Raw genomic sequence first — 18,546 nt, 5'->3', positions numbered from 1 at the left:
AAATCATCTGTATATTTAACCATAATAAAACACCCCAAAAGTTAGATTTTCAACTCTAACTTTTGGGGTGCACTTCACCGCTGGAAAATCGGTGAAGGGCAGCTTTTTTGTTTATTTCGTATTTGTAATAATGCGTGCAATCATGTCAAGGTCCATTGTAGTGTCAACTTCGTGCACGCCAATTTGAATGCGGCCCGCCAAGCCATTATTAATCAAATACTGTTCCAATTCCTTGGCGTTGTCGATAATCCCTGCCTGCTCAAGGTTATGAGCTACAGATTTTGATGTCGACCCAGCTTCGATCGTCAAGATTACTTTAGTAATCGGCTTTGAATTTGTTTCGCCATTTGGGTTCGATTCTGTCTTTTCCTTACCATTATTCGAGTCTTGGCTGTCAGTACTCCCCGATTTAGGGGAAGATAATGTTTGGGCGACAGCTAACTCTTGTTTTACCTTATCTAACTCAGCTTGCAGCTCGTCCAACTGGATTTTGTACTTTTCGGGATCAGCTTGCTCAATGTCAGTGCTCGTGAAATAGATAATTCCTCCTGCAATAATGCAGCCTATTCCTGCTCCTCTTAGAATATCCTTTATCATCATAAGGATACCCCCCGGGATTTCAGTACGTCGATGACTTCCTCGTTTGATAGGGAAGAGCGTTTCGCTATTTCTGGAATTGAATAACCTTGTGCTTTTAAGGAGAGGATTTGATTAATAATGATTTCGTGTACTGGTTTCGTTTTCCGACGCTGTTCATTTGTGACCGGTCCAACACTAATCATTAATTCCTCTTCAATTGCTTTCAAACGTTTTTTCAATTGATTTGTTTCCTGATGGAGGCTGATTGAAATGTTTTCAATCTCCTCTTCATTTTTACGCCTTGAATTTCCGATGAAGAATGAAAGGATGATGCAAATAATACCTATGCCTAGTAAAATTAGTTCAATATCCAATATGGTACAACCTCCGGGAATAGATTACTTTGTTCCCATCGTATCATATGCATCTTCTGAATGTAATTTGAAACTTTCTTCTTTACATAACCGTGTGATATGATACAATTGAAAAGTCGTATAAATCATGCTCATATTAATTTATATTGCCAATGAGTGGGAGGGACAACAATGCGCGTAAATATTACACTTGCTTGCACAGAATGTGGAGAGCGTAATTATATTTCAAAGAAAAACAAGCGTAACAATCCGGAACGTCTTGAAATGAAAAAATATTGCTCACGTGAAAAGAAACAAACTTTGCACCGTGAAACGAAATAATCGCTCATGCCAAAACTCTTCGCGGGTTTTGGTTTTTTATTTCAGAATGGGGGAATACTTGAATGAGTAAATTGTCCAAACGAAAACAGATGATAACAATCATGAAAGATATGAATCATTCTGAACATGCAAGTCTGTCTGCAGCGATTTTGGAACGGCTTCATGCGTGTGAAGAATACACGTTGGCTCAGACGATAGGAGTTACAATCTCGCGCTTTCCGGAAGTGGATACAATTGCGTTGATTGAATCCGCTTGGAGTCTAGGGAAACGTATTGCTGTGCCGAAATGTAAACCCGATACGAGGGAAATGGATTTTAGACTTATCAATTCATTCGATGATCTTGAAACTATTTATATGGATTTAAAGGAACCAGTTGTCGAACGGACGATTTCCGTTGACAAACACCAAATCGACCTCCAAATTGTGCCTGGCGTCGTATTTTCCGATGAAGGGTTCAGGATAGGTTTTGGTGGAGGATATTATGATCGCTATTTGACTAACTATAATGGCAACCGGATATCTTTAGCTTTAGATATTCAAACTTCAAAAGAAGTACCTATTGAAGAACATGATATTCCAGTCAATAAGATTATTACTGAGAAAAGAGTCATACAATGTCGGGAAATACGTGATGCCAAATGAGGGGATTCTTAGATGTCCTGCAACTTCTTAAACGTTTCGGCATTTTTATATATACAGGGAATCAAAAAACAGATATCGAAATGATGATGTCTGAATTGAAAGAGCTATACGAAAATGGCTTGATTATGCAAGAAGATTACTTACCTGCCCTGCTTATATTAAAAAGTGAGTTGGGCAAGAGGACTGATTAGAGTGATCCTCAAATCATTTTCCTTCACAATTTTTTTGCAGAAAATGAAACTTTTTTATCTCTCATCCGTCTATTAAGTAGTGCATGTACAGATGATGGGGTGCATTTACAATTGAGGTTTCAATTTGAAAGGAAGATAAAGTATGAAAAGAGTAACTTGGCCCAAGCATTCCGTACTCGTCATTGCAATTATCGCAACTTGGCTAACAACGTATATAGGTTATATCACTAGCTTTAATATGAAGATCGATAATATGATGCAGGAATTCATTCTGTTCATGAACCCACTCAGTTTTTTATTATTCATATACGGTCTGGCCTTATTCATGAAGAGTACGAAACGTCGTAACATCTATATATTTTCAGTCAGTTTAATAACGTCAATTATTATGTTCAGCAACGCGGTATTTTATCGATTTTTTAGTGATTTCATCACATTGCCGGTCTTATTCCAAACAAGTAATTTTGGCGATTTGTCGTCTTCCATTGGTGCGAACATCCGTCCATGGGATATTTTATTCTTCACCGATGTCATTATCATTGCATTGGCTATAAAATTTATTCCTGCGGCGGAAAGTTCTGTAAGCCAACGAAGCATTGGGCGTAAGCTGTATTTCGTTGTAGCTGCAACAGTATTGATGGTCAATTTAGGATTATCCGAAGCGCAGCGTCCGCAGTTGCTCACACGAAGCTTTGATAGGGAATTGCTCGTGAAAAATATCGGGACATACAATTATCATATTTATGACTTGTTCATCCAATCGAAAACGCATGCCCAACGCGCGCTTGCCGATGGCAGTGAACTAACCGAGGTAGCCAACTATATTAATGCGAATTATGCAGAGCCGGATCCAAAAATGTTCGGAGTTGCGGAGGGACGTAACGTAATCTTCGTTTCGTTGGAATCCTTGCAAAACTTCGTTATCAACAATGAGATGAACGGCCATGAAATTACGCCATTCCTCAATGAGTTGACAAATGATCCAGATACATTTTATTTCGATAACTTCTATCACCAAACTGGGTTGGGAAAAACTTCTGACTCGGAATTCATTATGGAAAACTCACTATACGGCCGAAATGGCGGGGCTGTCTTTTTCACAAACAGTGGAAATACGTTCAACTCCATGTCGGAAAGACTGGGCGAGAATGGATATTTCACGAGTGTCATGCACGCTAACAACAAAAGTTTCTGGAACCGGGATATTATGTACCAAGCTCTAGGTATAGAGAAATTTTATGATGTTGAAAGTTATGAGATCGGAGAAGGGCAAGCGGTCAACTGGGGAATGAAAGATATTCCGTTTTTTGAGCAGTCCGTGGAATTAATGAAAACTATGCCTCAACCGTTTTCAACAAGAATGATTACATTAACGAACCACCATCCATTTGATTTGGATGAAGAAGATATGATCATTCCGCCTTATGATTCCAATTCGAAAACATTGAACAAGTATTTCCAAACAGTCCGTTATATGGATGAGGCCGTTAAAATCTTCTTCGAAGACTTAAAGAATAGCGGTTTATATGACAATTCTATAATTGTCATGTACGGGGACCACTATGGTATTTCGGAAAACCACAACAAGGCGATGGGCATGTATTTGGATAAAGAAATTACTCCATTTGATAATGTCGAATTGCAAAAAGTACCGATGTTCATTCACATTCCTGGTTATGGAAAAGGAAAAACGATTGACGAGCTTTCCGGCCAATTGGATATTAGACCAACTGTCCTGCATTTGCTAGGCATCAGTACGAAAGAAGACATGCAAATGGGCGCAGACATATTCTCTCCGGATCATGAACCGTTTGTTATTTTCAGGGACGGACGTTTAGTTACCGAAGACTATATTTACGCTCACGAAGCTTGCTATGATATCGAAACTGGAGAAGCAACCGATTCTCAAGCGTGTGAACCGTATATTGACCGGGCGACAACGGAACTTGGCTATTCTGATTTGATTATTAATGGAGACTTGCTAAGATTTACAGATAAAGAAGAAGAATAAGCCTATATTGGCGAAAACGACTAAGTTCTGCACGGGTTCGTTTACCGTGCAGAATTTTTTTGAAAGAAAGATGGAAGGAGGGGATTGCGTGATGAAAAGAATGACAGGTTGGCTTTTGCTGTTCTTGATAATGATGTTTGGCTGTTCGGAGAAAAGTGAACCGCCGGCAGTAGAACCTAATATGGAAGAACCTTCCGATGTTGTCGAGGAGTCTGTTGAGTCGCCAACTCCCCAAGTTTTTGAAGCGGATCCTTCCAGCTTTCATTTCATAGCGGATTGGCTTACTGATACTCAAATTCTTTATGTTGTGAAAAATAACGGTGTTTACAAAGTGAATTATTTTGACATCGAAACGGGAGAAACTGGGCTGGTATATGAGGATTCGTCATTCATTATTGATGTCCTTGTACACCCTTCCAGCGATTATTTATTAGTACATACGAGCGATCATCCAAACTCTGCTGTCATTAAAATCGTTGAAATGGACGGGACGGTTGAGCATGAAGTGGAAATCGATTCGACGGAGCTATCGATTGAATGGAATCGTGAAAATCCAAAGAAAATATTATTTACTGCTTTCCATGAAGATTGGTCTTTTGATCTCTTTGCATTTGATGGAAGTGATGATAGTCTTTCCCTTGTCGAATTGGATGATCCATTTCCAAAGTGGGCTAATGATAATAAGATTTTCAGCATGTTGTTGGAAGACCATCCGCTCGACGGTGGAGATATACAGATGTTTCATTTAGATACTGAGAAAGTTGAGACAACCGGAATTGGAAATGCGGTTTATTTTGATGTGTTTGATGATGCTATCGGTATTGTACAGACAATTGACTCGGATGCGTTTACATATACGATCAGGAACTTTGACGGTGAGGTAAAGTCGGAATGGAAGTTGCCGGCGGTCAGTAATTATTCGGAGTGGGTAGTCCCTGCAATTGAATGGCTTGATGAGAATCGGTTGATTCTAAAAGGGGCGGAAAAGAGCGGCCAACTGGATGAATTGGGTGCAAAGTTTAATTTGTATCGTTTTGAAAAAGGAAGTCCCGAGCTACTAGTAAAAGGGTTGGATGAGGGACCGTTAAAATGTTCTCCTTCTGGACAATATTGTTTAAACGGCTATACGTCAGAAGAGCTTATTGACATGAGAGCGAAAGAAATATTTGAGTGGATTGAATTTGATAACTAAAAAACATCCTCTGCATTGAAATGCAGAGGATGTTTTTAAAAACAAGTACTAATCAATGAAGAGTAGGTGGGTAGCCTTGGAAGACAATCGTCGCGATTGTAAAACCGCCGAAAATAACGGCAGCTCCAAGATTGAACAAAATGCTCAGTACATTACGCTCTTTGAAAGCTTGTACAGTACCGATAACAGCGAAGATTGCAACGAGTCCGAAAATAACCATTAAGATGTTCATGTAGAAGACACTCCTTTCAATAGAGAAAAAATGAATGCCGAATTAGCAATATTCCTCTTCTATTGTACTGTTTGCCCAACATTTTGTCGAGGTTTATAAGTGACGATTGTTTGAAATCCGATTGTAAGTTCATTACTATCAAAAGTAGGAGGTGTGAAAAATGTTAGAAATACGTACATATCCACTTGGTCCGATTCAGACGAATTGCTATTTACTACTCAATGATAAGGGGGAGTGTTTAGTTGTCGATCCAGGAGAAGAAGGAGACCGGGTGATAAAAGAAATCGTAAAATTGAATGTTAAACCGCTTGCCATTCTATTGACACACGCGCATTTCGATCATATTGGAGCGGTTGATCAAGTAAGAAGTCATTTTGGCATCCCCGTTCATATTCACGAAGCGGAACAGGAGTGGCTTGTGAATCCCGACTTAAATGGTTCTTCTAGATATCCAGGTTTGCCTCTTGTGAAAAATGAAGCCGCTGATCATTTTCTTAGGGAAGGCGAATTGCAAATTGGTTCATTTCACTTGGAAGTTCGTCATACACCGGGGCATTCGCCGGGCAGTGTATCATTCATTTTCACTGATGCGGAGGTAGCTATTGTAGGGGATACGCTTTTTAAGGAAAGCATAGGAAGGACGGATCTTCCTGGAGGAGATACGAAGACGTTGCTTCAATCTATTCATGAGAAGTTATTGACTTTGAATGATGATTTCGTTGTCTATCCTGGTCACGGCCCTTCGACAACTCCTGCAGAAGAAAAAGATATGAATCCGTTTTTAAATGGCTTCTCATAAGAAGAAAAAACAGCCACATTGGCTGTTTTTTCTTTCGGACGATTAGTGACCTGCACCTGGTACGTGAATAAATGTCGCATAATAGCTGAATCCTACCATGAAAATCATTAGGTAAGCTCCAAACATGTACATATACATACGCTCTGTAAGATTCAAATATCCAAGCAACAGGAAGAAAATAGTGCTCGCGATCATGATAACGGAAGCTGTCATCATGTCACCGACGAAGAACATTACAGCGAAAATGCCAGTCCAAAAACCGCATAGCTTGAACATGTTATCCATAAGTGCGTCCCTCCTTAACATAAAACAATACAATGATCTCCTATTCATTATAATGGATAGTAACTCGAAAAGTAAACTCCTATCAAGTTGACATTGTGACAAATACATGTTGAACAAACACATTTGAACTTCACAAAATTCATTTTTAGACCGAAAAGGCAATGTAAAATTCAAAATTGATGCGATAATGGCGCTTAAAAATTGAATTCACATAGAACTATTCCTTTTTCGATTTGTTCAACGTATACTCGTTTTAAGGTGAAAAGCGGTCTTTCACCGTGAAAGAGGGGTGCTCAATGGAAAATCGTGACAATATCGTTGAGAAAAAGTGTTTTGACCTTTTGGAGCGAGCGATTGCCAATGAGGCGACAGACATCCACTTCGTTCCAATGCACGATCATTATGATATTTCTTTTAAAAAGAATTCAAAACTGGAACGGTCCGGCACATTTCCCCCACAGTTAGCCGCCCGTATGATCTCCTTTTTCAAATTTCTTTCCTCGTTAGATATTAGTGATAAACGAAAACCACAAAGCGGTTCATTTCACAAAAAAATGCAAAACGAAAACTATTCGTTCCGCGTTTCAACTATTCCCTCTATCCAAATGAAAGAAAGTGTAGTCATCCGTATTCAAAGGCATGACCAAATTGTTCCACTTGATGAGCTCTGCATCGATCCTATTTGGGAAAAGCAGCTTCGGCGTGCTGCCGAAGAACAGCAAGGATTAATTCTGCTGACCGGTCCAACAGGGAGTGGAAAAACGACGACTATCTATTCCCTTACTGCACATTGCGTCAATCATCAAAGGCATGTGATCACTCTTGAGGATCCTGTCGAAAACAATCATTCGCATCTTCTGCAAATACAAGTGAATGAACGATCCGGCATGACATATGCGGCAGGGCTGAAAGCGATTTTAAGACATTCTCCTGACGTTATTATGATCGGTGAGATAAGAGATGCCGAAACTGCAAGGACTGCTGTGGCGGCAGCGTTGACAGGCCACTTAGTATTGTCGACCGTCCATTCAAAAGATCCTGAGGGATGCTTTTATAGAATGATGGATTTTGGAATCACTCCCGAAGAACTGAGGCAAACAATCGTTTGCATATCTGCACAGCGTCTCATCCGAAAAAAAGATGGAGATGTTGGCGCGGTATTTGAAATTGTTCAAGGCGATTTATTAGATGCGATGGCAGATGGGATTATTTCAGGGAAACGTGTAACTGTACCAAAAGAAATGACAATCGAAGCAGTCATGAAAAAATACAGCTTGAATAAAGGGATGTCCCATGGTTAAGGAAAGAAAACGGTTATTCACTCGAACTTCGTATAGCATTGAAAACCGTCCTGCGTTTTTAAGTAGGCTTTCGGTTCTTATGCAAGAAGGCTATACATTCCATGATGGACTGATACTCCTAATGCCACATCATTCAAAGCATTTCAATGAACTGCTAGAACAAATAGAAATGGATTTTAAGGCGGGGCTTGGAGTGTCGGATATTCTTAGGAGACTCGGGTTTTCTTCAAGTGTTTTGCTACCTGTCATCATCGCAGATGTGAACGGAAGATTGGCGGATGCATTAATGGGAATGGCGGATAGAATGAAGCGATCGGAAGAAAGAAGAAGAAAGCTGCGAAATCTCTTACTCTATCCTTTCGTGCTTTTTTCGTTTTTAGCTATCTTTCTATTAGTTTTTCGAAGCTATTTCCTTCCTAATTTACAAGCGATGGTAGTGGCGAGGAATGAGGAGGCAGCCGGTATCGTTTCCCTGCTTCCTATACTCGTTTCGAGAATCCCTGATGTATTGATTGGAAGCGGCGCTTTCTTTATCGCAACAGCGGCAAGTGGTATATTCATTTACCGTAGATTGCCGTCAGAAAGAAGAATCCGTTTCCTTATGACCATTCCTGTTATTAAATCATTATTTTCGAAATTGATAACTCGTGACTTTGTAAGCGAAATCGGCAGTCTTCTTCAGTCGGGACTATCTATTCAAGATGCCCTTCAAGTGTTGGTGGAGCAAAAATTGAATCCGCTGCTAAGTGAAGTCGCTTTGTCGATTAAAAGACATGTCATATACGGTGAAAGTTTCGAAATGGCCACTCAATTGACGGTTGGCCTTCGCAAGGAGTTAAGCGCGTATGCGAAGCATGGATCCGATACAGGACATCTGGCAAAGGAACTTCTACTGTTCGGTGAAAACCTTCATGAAATGATTGAAGAGGATTTAGGAAAGTGGCTTGCGTTGCTACAGCCTATCTTATTTATAATTTTATCAATTTGCATTTTGGCGTCTTATTTAGCTTTATTGCTGCCGGTTTACAGCGTGATTGATAATTTATGAGGAGGAGAAAGGTATTGAAAGCGGTTAAGGAAGAAGATGGTTTCACGTTGATCGAAATGATGATCGTGTTACTTATTATTTCTGTATTAGTATTGATTGCCATACCGAATGTGACTAAACATTCGAAGGCGATTGATGAAAAGGGGTGCCAAGCTTTTGTCAAAATGGCACAAGGTCAGGTAGAAGCATATAAGATGGAGCATCATACAGTTCCAACAATTGATATGTTGACAGAAGAAGACTATTTGCCGGAAGGTGCAAAATGTCCTGATGGCTCTGATATTTCAATAGAAGATGGAATTGTAAGAGCACTTAACAATAATGAAGGCGAATAATGACAAGGGGTTCACTTTTCTCGAAATGCTTCTTGTGTTGAGTGTGGTCGGCATTCTGTCAGCTGTCATCCTGCCTATTGGGGATCGTTGGATTACAAAACAGAGCGAAGAAGAAGCTTTGTATACATTCATTGCGACTATTCATCATGCACAAGCCTATGCAAAGGCAAACGAAACGTATACGGCAATCAAGTTCCGCAACTCAGGGAGATCCTATAGTTTATATGCACCTATTTCGGTGACATATTCCACCATTGATTTTCCTGGCTATATGCATTGGGTGAGTGGCGGGAATAGAATTAGCACGGTAGAATTTCATCCGAACGGACATATTATCAATCCTGGGACAATCATTCTGCGAACTTCGACTGGGGACAAGCGATTAACATTGCAATTACAGTATGGGAGGGTGCTCGTCTATGACGAATGAAAAAGGGTATTCTTGGCCGGAGTCGATTTTATCCCTCGTCATATTGACAGTCATTTTCGGGACGCTGTTGCCGCTTTATTCACATGCGTCTACGCGTTTAGAAATGAAAAAGTTGGGCATGCATGCAGCAGAATCCGCTTATCACGGTGCTATACTCTATCAGGCATACGGTCTGATAGCGGGGGAAAATCATATAGATAAAACAATATACCGATGGTCAGTACAGGGAGAAGGAATTTGTGTAAGTTATCAATTCATTGAACGGGAATTCGAAAAATGCATAGGGATCTGAAAAAACGTAATGAGGCGGGTTATTCTTTTCTAGAAGCCTTGTTTCAATTAGTGATCATGGGAATCTTTCTCCAGTTTGTCGTCCTGTTCTTTTATTGGAAAACTCCAATAGAGCGTCAATTGCAAGATTATTACGCGACCGAATGGGAAATGTTTGCAATCGATTTGCAAGCATTGCTAGTTAATGTTGAAGATTTTAAAGTTCTAATGGGAGATCGGTCGATTTCGTTCACGAACGAAAGAGGGAAAATTGAAGTTGGTCAAAATAATTATGTCATCCGCAAACGGACGAATTTAACAGGACATATTCCTCTTTTCACAAATGTCTCAAGCGTGGTTTTTACCGAAGACGGACATGAGCTCAGCGTTGAAGTGACAATGCTTGACGGAAGTAAGAGGGAAAGGAGATTTGCAATTGGATTTCGTCAGGAATGAAAAAGGGATCACTTTAGCCGCTTCGTTAATTTTACTATTTCTCGTCAGCCTCTTTCTCTTTACTATCATTTCATGGCATACTAATCTATACAGAACATTCGATTCAATTGAAATCCACTATGAGAAAGAAACAACAAAGTTGATGAGGCAAGGCGGGTAAAATATGAAAAGAGTATACTTGGTCGGTTTCATGGGAAGCGGAAAAAGCGCAATTGGCAAGCGGCTTGGGACGCTGCTGGATTTGCCTTTTTATGATATGGATACTGAAATTGCCACACGGACAGGCATGACAATCCCTCAAATTTTCGAAACATATGGCGAAGAAGGGTTCAGGGAAATGGAAACGGAATTCTTGCGCAACTTCTCTGACGAGTTTTGTATCATTGCTACCGGTGGTGGTGTTGCTATGAGGGCGGAAAACAGGAAGATTATGAGAATGACAGGTCTTGTCTTTTATTTGAATTCCACATTCCGTGATATATGGCGTAGGATTTCGACTGATATAAACAGGCCGATTGTTCAGCGTTCTTCTAGACATGAATTGGAGAGGCTTTTTCACAATAGAAAGCCCCTTTATTTGCAATGTGCCCATTTTAAAGTCGAAACAACAAACAGGACGTTAAGTGAAATTACACAGTATATTGCTTCCCAGATTACGAGATTGAAAAACTGATGACATAGTGCTGAAATATCTGATGATTTAAATACGAACATTATTTGTCATTTAAGAAGATATGGTTCGTAAAATGAATAATACTTGAAAAAGGATTGCGCTTGCAAAAATGAAATGTTAAGATATAAGGCGAAAGGGCAGTTATTTGTCCGAATTTTAATCATTTTATTTTTAATTGCATATGGCGGATGATTGGATGGGGAGAGCACGCATTAGGCGTCGCCGAAGGAGCAAGTAACGAAAGTTATGAATCTCTCAGGCAAAAAGACTCATTCATGACGCGTCTCTGGAGAGTGCCGATTTAGTCGGCCACCAAAGAGGAAAGCCGCAAGGTCAAACTTTCAGGTACACGGACAGAGGTTCTCTTATTCAAGGGGACTTCTGTCTTTTTTTATCCCGCATTAACTGGCTGTAAGGCACCCCTTTCAAAAAATAAGTGGTTGAAAACAGCCAGTAAATGCCCGATTGGATCGGGCTTGCAGGATGCAAGTCACAAAGGCATTGCAACAGGACGTTGCGTACTTAGCCTTTGTTCATCTGATCAGTGGGGAAAATGCCGCTGATTGAAGTTTTACTTTATCATTCATTTCAAGGGGGATATGGCTTTGACGGAAACTTTGAAACGTACCGCACTCTTCGATAGTTATCAACAGTACGGTGGAAAGACGATTGATTTCGGAGGTTGGGAATTGCCAGTTCAGTTTTCAAGCATTAAAGCTGAACATGAAGCTGTCAGAACGAAAGCTGGCCTATTTGATGTTTCGCATATGGGTGAGGTTTTTGTTTCAGGTGAAGACGCACTTTCTTTCCTGCAAGGATTAGTTACAAATGATGTTTCTAAATTGAAGGATGGCCAAGCGCAATATACCGCAATGTGCTATGAGAATGGCGGTACGGTAGATGACCTGCTCATCTATAAAAGAAAAGAAAATAATTACCTGTTAGTTGTTAACGCCTCCAACATTGAAAAGGATGTTGAATGGATGAAACAGCATGCAAACGGAGATGTCATCATCGAGGATCGTTCAGACGAATTTGGTTTACTTGCATTGCAAGGTCCAAAAGCACAAGAGGTATTGCAAAAATTGACTTCCGAACCATTGGATGAAATCAAGTTTTTCCGTTTCAAAGATAATGTCGATATTGCAGGCCATCAGGTCCTCGTTTCCCGTACGGGATATACCGGTGAAGACGGGTTCGAGATTTACGGATCGCCGCAGTCAATCGTCGCTCTTTGGCCGGCCATTTTGGAAGCCGGAGAAGAGGAAGGGGTTGTGCCAGCAGGTTTAGGGGCTCGTGATACTCTTCGTTTTGAAGCAGGCTTACCGCTTTACGGTCAGGAGTTGTCGAAAGATATCTCGCCGCTGGAAGCAGGGCTGGGATTCGTGGTGAAGCTGAATAAAGAAGAGGATTTCGTAGGGAAAGAAGTACTTGCAGCACAAAAGGAAAATGGCCTTTCAAGGAAGCTTGTCGGTCTTGAAATGATTGATAAAGGAATTCCACGGACTGGTTATAAAGTGTTTATTGGTGAAGAAGAAATTGGTGAAGTCACTACTGGAACGCAATCTCCTACGTTGAAAAAGAACATCGGTTTTGCACTTCTTGCAACGGAACATACGGCAGAAGGAACTAATGTGGAAGTAGAAATCCGCGGGAAACGATTGAAGGCAGTACTGATTGCAACACCTTTCTATAAACGATAAATGAATGAAGAGGAGACATGTTGACATGAAGCATCGTTATATTCCTATGACGGAAACAGATCGTGAAGAAATGCTATCGGCGATCGGAATTGCGACGGTTGATGAACTATTTGAAGATATTCCCGAAAAAGTGCGTTTTAAAGGCGAATTAAATATTAAACCAGCGAAATCGGAAACTGCATTGACGAAGGAGCTTGCGCAACTTGCAGCAAAAAACGCGGATGCGCGTACATATGCCTCTTTCCTTGGAGCGGGTGTGTATGATCATTACAAACCGATCATCGTTGATCATGTCATTTCGCGTTCTGAATTTTATACAGCCTATACACCTTACCAACCAGAAATTTCGCAAGGGGAATTGCAAGCGATTTTCGAATTTCAAACGATGATCTGTGAATTGACAGGAATGGACATAGCCAACTCATCCATGTACGACGGTGGCACTGCATTAGCGGAGGCAGGGACTATGGCAGCAGGTCATACACGCCGCACCAAAATCCTCGTATCTGAAACGGTTCATCCGGAAGCGCGAGATGTAGTGGCGTCTTATGCAGCAGGTCAATTTATCGACGTTGTCACAATCCCCCAGAAAGATGGTGTGACGGATGTAGCTTCGCTCGAGCAATTGCTCGATGATAATACAGCAGCAGTTATCGTTCAATATCCGAATTTCTTCGGTCAGGTGGAAGACATCCAAAAAATCGGAGAAATCACACATGATAAAGGCGGTTTGCTAGTCGTTTCAGCAAATCCGCTAGCCCTAGGTATATTGACGCCACCTGGCAAATTGGGTGCGGATATCACTGTTGGAGATGCGCAACCGTTCGGTATATCGGAACAGTTCGGCGGACCACATTGCGGATATTTTGCAACTACGAAAAAGTTAATGAGAAAAATGCCGGGAAGATTGGTAGGGGAAACTACCGATGGCGAAGGCAGACGTGGTTACGTTCTGACGCTTCAAGCACGTGAACAACATATCCGTCGTGACAAAGCGACTTCCAATATTTGTTCGAACCAAGCATTAAATGCCCTCGCTGCTTCGGTTGCGATGACAGCTTTAGGAAAAGTTGGCACAAAGGAAATTGCTTACCAAAATATCGCCAAAACTGCTTATGCGAAAAATGCATTCGAAAAAGCAGGGTTCGAAGTGAAATTTGGCGGAGTGCATTTCAATGAAATAGTTGTGGAGCTTAAAAAGCCGGTTAAAGAAGTGAATGCGAAGCTTCTTGATAAAGGAATCATTGGCGGATATGATCTTGGATTGACATATCCTGAGCTATCCAACCATGTATTGATTGCCGTTACTGAACAGCGTACGAAAGAAGAAATCGATGCACTTGTGCAGGAAATGGAGGCTAGCCATGCATAAAGATAACCAACCGCTCATTTTTGAAATTACAAAGGCAGGCAGGATCGGCTATAGCTTGCCTGATCTCGATGTTCCCGAAATCGATCTTTCAAGCCATTTGCCGGAAGGTCTTCTCAGAGAGGAATCTCCTGAGCTTCCTGAAGTTTCCGAGCTTGATATTATGCGCCATTATACAGCACTATCCAATCGAAACCATGGGGTTGACACCGGCTTCTATCCCCTTGGATCCTGTACGATGAAGTATAATCCAAAAATCAATGAAGCGGTTGCTAGATTCCCGGGATTTGCGAACATCCATCCGTTACAAGATGAATCGACTGTCCAAGGTGCAATGGAAATCATGTATGATCTTCAAGAACATCTGTCCGAGATTACAGGAATGGATGAAGTGACACTTCAACCGGCTGCAGGTGCACACGGAGAATGGACGGCCCTCATGATGATCCGTGCATTCCATGAAGCGAATGGCGAATCTCACCGTACGAAAGTGCTTGTGCCAGATTCCGCGCACGGTACAAACCCTGCTTCTGCTACAGTTGCTGGCTTTGATACAGTTACTGTTAAGTCGAATGAATTAGGTCTTGTCGATATCGATGATTTGAAATCGAAAGTTGGACCGGATACAGCTGCCCTCATGCTTACGAATCCGAATACACTAGGTCTCTTTGAAGAAGAAATTCTTGAAATGGCTGAGATTGTACACGGTGTAGGCGGAAAATTGTACTATGACGGTGCGAACTTGAATGCCGTCATGGCAAAAGCAAGACCAGGAGACATGGGCTTCGATGCGGTCCACTTGAACTTGCATAAGACGTTCACAGGTCCTCATGGCGGCGGCGGTCCAGGTTCAGGTCCTGTCGGAGTTACGAAGGAATTGGCTCCATTCTTGCCGAAGCCGATCCTTGTAAAAGAGGATGATCGTTATACATTCGAATATGATGTGCCTCAAACAATCGGACGCGTCAAGCCGTTCTATGGCAACTTCGGCATCTATTTACGTGCGTACACATATATCCGTTCCATGGGTCCGGATGGCTTAAAAGCTGTTACGGAGAATGCGGTACTAAATGCAAACTATATGATGCGCAAACTGGAACCTTATTTCGACCTGCCTTACAAGCAGCACTGTAAGCATGAGTTCGTATTATCAGGCCGTCGCCAGAAGAAATTGGGCGTCCGGACATTGGATATGGCGAAGCGCCTGCTCGACTTCGGTTTCCATCCGCCAACAATCTACTTCCCGTTAAATGTTGAAGAGGCTATCATGATCGAGCCTACGGAAACTGAATCGAAGGAAACTCTTGATTCTTTCATTGATGTTATGATCCAAATCGCAAAGGAAGCTGAAGAGAATCCGGAAATCGTACAAGAAGCGCCTCATACGACGGTTATCAATCGTCTTGATGAGACGAAAGCAGCACGCCAACCGGTACTTCGATATACTAAAGAGGAAGATCTTGTAAAGGCGTAATACGATATAAATGAAGGAGAGTCCCGGATTGGGACTCTCCTTTTTTTAGTTTAATTATGAAAAACCGATGGAACCATTTTGTTCCCAGTCACCTTTTGTCGATCGGCGATGTTGTTTTTGAAGCTCTTCGATTCTGCGCTCATAGACAATTTCTCCGTCGTAATGATATCCCATCGCTACTGACATATATAATTCGTTTAATTGAGAAATGGACAATCCCTTTGTTTTGGCAGCCATTTCATCGAGTTGGTCATCATTGAAAAGCTCCTTAATATCAAGTTGTTTTAAATAAGCTCTCCTCATTTCCAAGTTTGGAGACGGTATTTCATAAGTGCTGTCAAAGCGTCCAGCTCGATTGATTAGCGCAGGGTCAATCCGTTCAGGGTAATTGGTCGTCCCGATGACGAAAAGACCATCTCGTACCCGTGCACCGTCTAACGTATTCAAAAAAGTGCTGCGTGTATGCTCGGGCATCGAGTCGATATCTTCGATGACAAGGATAGCTGGTGCCATCCTTGCGACTGTGTTGAATACTTCTTCAACAGAATAGCTGCCCGTATGCTCTGTAATTTGCCAGTAAATTACCGGAGCTGTCGTGGTACCGGTGATGGAACGGACGAGCGTTGTTTTTCCGTTTCCTGGGGCGCCATGCAATAAAATACCTCGCTTATAAGGAAGCCCATATTCTTTGTAAAAGGTTCCATCGTTATTAAAAAACTCATCGACAGAACGATAAATATCTTTTTTTATCGTATCTTCGAGAAAAACATCATCTCTATCGACTGTATATTCATGTTCGAAACTCTTCTTAGTTACACCACTCTCAGTATCAACCAAATAAGTGATCGTCTGTTTCATTTGTTCCCGCTGCAAGGTGTTCACAGACTCTATGAAGTGAAGCGCTTTTTCAGAGGAGGGTGAGAATATATGGTGTTCCGGCCAAGTTGAACCGCTATCAACATAATAGACCATTTGTGTAAAGGCGATTTCGTATTCCGGAAAATAGAACAGCTGATTTTCTATAGTTTCGGAAACGCGCAATTCAAATAATCGATCTGATTCCGTCTTCTCCACTTTCCCGGATGGCCGTGTGCCATAAAGATAACCGATTGATTCGAATTGTAATTTTCCTTTTTTCATTAAGTCATCAATGACAGATGCCGCGTGCGAAATAAGTTCTTCGGCTTGGATGATTTTCCAATGCTGTTCATTTCGATTGTTTAATGTATCAATGATTTTCCTGATGATGAAAGCGTAATTTTCATAATTGGAATGAGTATTGTTAAATATCTCATCTACTGGCAATAAAGTTGGTTTATCCATAAAGGGCTCCTATTCATGTTGATATAGAAAAAGTTCCTCCAAAGGAAGAACTTAATCTTAAGCTTATTGTTATTTACTTTTCACTTTTCCTGTCCAAGTACGGAATCCACCTTGCAATTGGTACAATTGAGTATAGTCCCGTTTTTTCAAAAATAAAGCAGCTCTGGAGCTCTTTCCGCCATTTTGATCGTAAAGATAGACTGGCTTGTCCGGACGGATTTCTTTAAAACGTTGACGGAATTGAGAGTATGGAATGTTACGAGCGCCTAATATGTGTCCCGCTTCAAATTCCTTCGGTTCACGCACATCGATCAATTGCACTTTTCTATAACCTTCGATAAATTGCTCTTGTGTTAAATTTGTAACAGCCTTTTTGACGCGAAACATTGTAATAACAAAATACAAAATGATCGCGAGTATTACCGCTCCAAGAATAATATAATCCACAACCGATTTTCCCCTTTCTTTCTATAGTTCCATTATAAAGAATGGGTAGCACTTGTTCAATGGGAATGATAAAATGATATGCATTGCAAGTAAGGGGGTAGATGATTTGGGGAAAACAGTTTGGAGTTTTCTTAATTCAGGCAAATGCTCACCATCATATAATATGGCGCTAGATGAAGCGTTGTTGGAATGGCATAGCAGGGGGGAAATTGGTCCCGTGCTGCGTTTTTATGAATGGGAGCCGGCAACATTATCGATCGGTTATTTTCAACGTGTTGAAAAAGAAATCGATTTGGATGCTGTTAAGAAGAACGGACTTGGATTCGTACGCCGTCCGACTGGTGGAAGAGGCGTCCTGCACGAACACGAACTTACATATAGCGTTATCGTAACAGAAGAATACCCTGGAATGCCGGAAACTGTCACAGAGGCTTATCGGGTCATTTCCGGTGGTCTATTAGAAGGTTTCCGAAACCTTGGCCTGCATGCCGAATTCTCTTTGCCGGCGACGAAGGAACAAAATGATAATTTGAGAAGGCCGAAAAGCGCTGTTTGTTTCGATGCGCCAAGCTGGTATGAACTTGTTGTTGAAGGCAAAAAGGTTGCTGGCAGTGCTCAAACCCGTCAAAAAGGCGTCATTTTGCAGCATGGAGCTATTCTGTTAAGTTTGGAAGAAGATAAGTTGGTATCTTTGTTCAAGTTTGATTCTGAAGAAAGCAGAGAGCGTATGCGTCAAAGTTTGCCTGAAAAAGCAGTCGCTATTGATCGGTTGACAGATCGGGATATCTCCATGGAAGAATGCGTCAAAGCATTCGCCAAAGGGTTCGAAACAGCTTTGGATATCGTTCTTATGCCAATGGAACTAACGGAAGAACAACAACTTTTTGTAAAAGAGATCGAAGAGAAAAAATATGCGAATAAAGACTGGACGTTTAGAAAGTAGCATATGGACCTTTTGTTCTATTTTTTAATGAAAATCATGTTAGTAAAGCCGTTTGGGTAAATATGTAAAAATCTATGTTCTTGAATGATGTTTCAAGATATAGTAGATTAGGTAATGTACATAATACAACATGTTGTGTTTGGTTA

General features: G+C 41.2%; 24 protein-coding genes and 1 riboswitch. Of the genes, 18 read left to right on the top strand and 6 right to left on the bottom strand.

Features of this window, described 5'->3' with window-relative positions; translation table 11 throughout:
* Positions 1 to 111: 111 nt before the first annotated feature.
* Positions 112 to 600 carry a hypothetical protein gene (locus ACTHPA_RS12720; RefSeq protein ID WP_440500692.1) on the bottom strand — a complete coding sequence of 163 codons (489 nt, stop codon included), beginning with the start codon at positions 598 to 600 and terminating at the stop codon, positions 112 to 114.
* On the bottom strand, positions 597 to 953 hold the full coding sequence (locus ACTHPA_RS12715; protein WP_440500691.1) for a hypothetical protein: 357 nt from the start codon (positions 951 to 953) through the stop codon (positions 597 to 599). The genes ACTHPA_RS12720 and ACTHPA_RS12715 overlap by 4 nt, the downstream gene beginning before the upstream one ends.
* 171 nt (positions 954 to 1,124) lie before the next feature.
* Here ACTHPA_RS12715 and rpmG point away from each other — a divergent pair, with 171 nt between their 5' ends.
* The 5 genes from rpmG to ACTHPA_RS12690 all read left to right on the top strand — a co-directional run bounded on the left by rpmG (position 1,125) and on the right by ACTHPA_RS12690 (position 5,312).
* Entirely contained in the window at positions 1,125 to 1,274 is a 150-nt protein-coding gene (gene rpmG, locus ACTHPA_RS12710; RefSeq protein ID WP_067403526.1) for a 50S ribosomal protein L33, read from the top strand.
* A gap of 62 nt (positions 1,275 to 1,336) precedes the next feature.
* Complete coding sequence (locus ACTHPA_RS12705; RefSeq protein WP_440500689.1) at positions 1,337 to 1,918, top strand: 5-formyltetrahydrofolate cyclo-ligase; 582 nt, start codon at positions 1,337 to 1,339, stop codon at positions 1,916 to 1,918.
* Positions 1,915 to 2,109, top strand: coding sequence for a YqgQ family protein (locus ACTHPA_RS12700; protein ID WP_440500687.1), 195 nt, complete (start codon positions 1,915 to 1,917; stop codon positions 2,107 to 2,109). The genes ACTHPA_RS12705 and ACTHPA_RS12700 overlap by 4 nt, the downstream gene beginning before the upstream one ends.
* Positions 2,110 to 2,251: 142 nt before the next feature.
* The gene (locus ACTHPA_RS12695) at positions 2,252 to 4,120 is read left to right on the top strand and encodes an LTA synthase family protein (protein WP_440500686.1); all 1,869 of its coding nucleotides are present in this window, start codon (positions 2,252 to 2,254) and stop codon (positions 4,118 to 4,120) included.
* Positions 4,121 to 4,211: 91 nt separating this feature from the next.
* The gene (locus tag ACTHPA_RS12690; protein WP_440500707.1) at positions 4,212 to 5,312 is read left to right on the top strand and encodes a hypothetical protein; all 1,101 of its coding nucleotides are present in this window, start codon (positions 4,212 to 4,214) and stop codon (positions 5,310 to 5,312) included.
* A gap of 52 nt (positions 5,313 to 5,364) precedes the next feature.
* Here the strand turns inward: ACTHPA_RS12690 and ACTHPA_RS12685 are convergent, their stop codons facing one another.
* A complete protein-coding gene (locus ACTHPA_RS12685) occupies positions 5,365 to 5,544 on the bottom strand; it encodes a DUF2759 domain-containing protein (protein WP_440500685.1) in 180 nt (59 codons plus the stop codon).
* A gap of 160 nt (positions 5,545 to 5,704) precedes the next feature.
* Here ACTHPA_RS12685 and ACTHPA_RS12680 point away from each other — a divergent pair, with 160 nt between their 5' ends.
* Positions 5,705 to 6,343 carry an MBL fold metallo-hydrolase gene (locus ACTHPA_RS12680; protein WP_440500683.1) on the top strand — a complete coding sequence of 213 codons (639 nt, stop codon included), beginning with the start codon at positions 5,705 to 5,707 and terminating at the stop codon, positions 6,341 to 6,343.
* 42 nt (positions 6,344 to 6,385) lie between these two features.
* On the opposite strand, the gene ACTHPA_RS12675 is transcribed toward ACTHPA_RS12680, so the two are convergent.
* Positions 6,386 to 6,628, bottom strand: coding sequence for a DUF2626 family protein (locus ACTHPA_RS12675; protein WP_440500681.1), 243 nt, complete (start codon positions 6,626 to 6,628; stop codon positions 6,386 to 6,388).
* Between the two features lie 296 nt (positions 6,629 to 6,924).
* Here ACTHPA_RS12675 and comGA point away from each other — a divergent pair, with 296 nt between their 5' ends.
* The 11 genes from comGA (at position 6,925) to gcvPB (ending at position 15,687) form a co-directional block, all read left to right on the top strand.
* Entirely contained in the window at positions 6,925 to 7,929 is a 1,005-nt protein-coding gene (gene comGA / locus ACTHPA_RS12670; RefSeq protein ID WP_440500680.1) for a competence type IV pilus ATPase ComGA, read from the top strand.
* Positions 7,922 to 8,977, top strand: a complete 1,056-nt coding sequence (gene comGB / locus ACTHPA_RS12665) for a competence type IV pilus assembly protein ComGB (RefSeq protein ID WP_440500679.1) — start codon at positions 7,922 to 7,924, stop codon at positions 8,975 to 8,977. The genes comGA and comGB overlap by 8 nt, the downstream gene beginning before the upstream one ends.
* A gap of 14 nt (positions 8,978 to 8,991) precedes the next feature.
* Positions 8,992 to 9,312 carry a competence type IV pilus major pilin ComGC gene (comGC, locus tag ACTHPA_RS12660; RefSeq protein ID WP_440500678.1) on the top strand — a complete coding sequence of 107 codons (321 nt, stop codon included), beginning with the start codon at positions 8,992 to 8,994 and terminating at the stop codon, positions 9,310 to 9,312.
* Entirely contained in the window at positions 9,299 to 9,742 is a 444-nt protein-coding gene (locus tag ACTHPA_RS12655; protein ID WP_440500677.1) for a prepilin-type N-terminal cleavage/methylation domain-containing protein, read from the top strand. The genes comGC and ACTHPA_RS12655 overlap by 14 nt, the downstream gene beginning before the upstream one ends.
* The gene (locus tag ACTHPA_RS12650) at positions 9,732 to 10,034 is read left to right on the top strand and encodes a hypothetical protein (protein WP_440500676.1); all 303 of its coding nucleotides are present in this window, start codon (positions 9,732 to 9,734) and stop codon (positions 10,032 to 10,034) included. Before ACTHPA_RS12655 ends, ACTHPA_RS12650 begins: the two co-directional genes overlap by 11 nt.
* Positions 10,019 to 10,468 carry a competence type IV pilus minor pilin ComGF gene (gene comGF / locus ACTHPA_RS12645; RefSeq protein WP_440500674.1) on the top strand — a complete coding sequence of 150 codons (450 nt, stop codon included), beginning with the start codon at positions 10,019 to 10,021 and terminating at the stop codon, positions 10,466 to 10,468. The genes ACTHPA_RS12650 and comGF overlap by 16 nt, the downstream gene beginning before the upstream one ends.
* On the top strand, positions 10,449 to 10,628 hold the full coding sequence (locus ACTHPA_RS12640; protein WP_440500673.1) for a hypothetical protein: 180 nt from the start codon (positions 10,449 to 10,451) through the stop codon (positions 10,626 to 10,628). Before comGF ends, ACTHPA_RS12640 begins: the two co-directional genes overlap by 20 nt.
* A gap of 3 nt (positions 10,629 to 10,631) precedes the next feature.
* Positions 10,632 to 11,141 carry a shikimate kinase gene (locus ACTHPA_RS12635; RefSeq protein ID WP_440500671.1) on the top strand — a complete coding sequence of 170 codons (510 nt, stop codon included), beginning with the start codon at positions 10,632 to 10,634 and terminating at the stop codon, positions 11,139 to 11,141.
* A gap of 188 nt (positions 11,142 to 11,329) precedes the next feature.
* A riboswitch (glycine riboswitch) is annotated at positions 11,330 to 11,422 on the top strand.
* Positions 11,423 to 11,740: 318 nt separating this feature from the next.
* Complete coding sequence (gene gcvT / locus ACTHPA_RS12630; RefSeq protein WP_440500670.1) at positions 11,741 to 12,844, top strand: glycine cleavage system aminomethyltransferase GcvT; 1,104 nt, start codon at positions 11,741 to 11,743, stop codon at positions 12,842 to 12,844.
* A gap of 25 nt (positions 12,845 to 12,869) precedes the next feature.
* Positions 12,870 to 14,216: an aminomethyl-transferring glycine dehydrogenase subunit GcvPA gene (gene gcvPA, locus ACTHPA_RS12625; protein WP_440500668.1), complete on the top strand. Its 1,347-nt coding sequence runs from the start codon at positions 12,870 to 12,872 to the stop codon at positions 14,214 to 14,216.
* On the top strand, positions 14,209 to 15,687 hold the full coding sequence (gene gcvPB / locus ACTHPA_RS12620; protein ID WP_440500667.1) for an aminomethyl-transferring glycine dehydrogenase subunit GcvPB: 1,479 nt from the start codon (positions 14,209 to 14,211) through the stop codon (positions 15,685 to 15,687). Before gcvPA ends, gcvPB begins: the two co-directional genes overlap by 8 nt.
* 54 nt (positions 15,688 to 15,741) lie before the next feature.
* On the opposite strand, the gene ACTHPA_RS12615 is transcribed toward gcvPB, so the two are convergent.
* Positions 15,742 to 17,010: an AAA family ATPase gene (locus tag ACTHPA_RS12615; protein ID WP_440500666.1), complete on the bottom strand. Its 1,269-nt coding sequence runs from the start codon at positions 17,008 to 17,010 to the stop codon at positions 15,742 to 15,744.
* Positions 17,011 to 17,079: 69 nt separating this feature from the next.
* On the bottom strand, positions 17,080 to 17,397 hold the full coding sequence (locus ACTHPA_RS12610) for a rhodanese-like domain-containing protein (RefSeq protein ID WP_440500705.1): 318 nt from the start codon (positions 17,395 to 17,397) through the stop codon (positions 17,080 to 17,082).
* 133 nt (positions 17,398 to 17,530) lie between these two features.
* Here ACTHPA_RS12610 and ACTHPA_RS12605 point away from each other — a divergent pair, with 133 nt between their 5' ends.
* On the top strand, positions 17,531 to 18,400 hold the full coding sequence (locus tag ACTHPA_RS12605) for a lipoate--protein ligase family protein (RefSeq protein ID WP_440500665.1): 870 nt from the start codon (positions 17,531 to 17,533) through the stop codon (positions 18,398 to 18,400).
* Positions 18,401 to 18,546 lie beyond the last annotated feature (146 nt).

Source organism: Sporosarcina sp. SAFN-015 (assembly GCF_051966875.1).
GTDB lineage: Bacteria > Bacillota > Bacilli > Bacillales_A > Planococcaceae > Sporosarcina.
The sequence above is the reverse complement of the archived record's forward strand: the minus strand, read 5'-3'. Positions and strand labels throughout refer to the sequence as shown.